This is a genomic window from Mesorhizobium sp. WSM4850 (genome assembly GCF_055811735.1).
Window position 1 is genome coordinate 1 of sequence record NZ_JBVVPV010000156.1, and the last position, 708, is coordinate 708.

Sequence of the window (708 nt, forward strand, 5' to 3'; positions counted from 1 at the left end):
GGCTCCATAGGCACCCGAAGCAATGGCAGTATCGGATTGCTCGTTGACATAGTTGGCGGCTATGGACCGATCGGCCACGCGCCCTGCTGCGAACCTGCCCCATTCGATGCAACGCTCGTCGTCTGCCGGATCGTCCCATACGGGCTCCGCAATCCAGTAATAGCCGGCCTGCCTTCCGGAATAGGCGGTGTCTTCGTCCCGCACGTCGGCAACAGCGCCTCCAAGCTGCGTTATGTAGAACTCGCAATCCTTGGTTGGTGCCGAGGCAATCTGCTGCAGCATAGCATCCACTACGTCACCGGTGATATCCGACCAGAAACCACCTTTCGCGTAATACCGGCGTGACCAGGCGAAATGAGCGTCGTTGCGACTTTGCAGGTGAAGAAACGGCATGGCGCCCATCTCTCCTTCACCCACACCTGCAAGCTCGCCGAAGGGCGAAAGCATCTGATCCGCCCGCCTGCTGTCGCCCACCCACACCGCAGTCACGCTCAAGCCTCCTCGCGCGAGAGTAAAAGCGACGGAGAACTCTCGCGGGCGTTGTCGAGCCAAATCGCCGAGGCCTGTGATTGCGCGTTGCGCGTCGGCCATCGGGTACGTCCAATGGCCGACAGCCACCGGGCCAAGCTGATGCAGCCGGAACCTGAAGCGGGTTATGACACCGAAATTCCCACCGCCACCGCGAATGCCCCAAAAAAGCTCCGGATC

The 708-nt window shown here is 60.9% G+C and carries 1 pseudogene; it reads right to left on the minus strand.

Annotated elements, in window-relative coordinates:
* Positions 1 to 591: pseudogene (locus AC0L2Z_RS35375) on the minus strand (oxidoreductase); the annotation flags it as partial.
* Positions 592 to 708 lie beyond the last annotated feature (117 nt).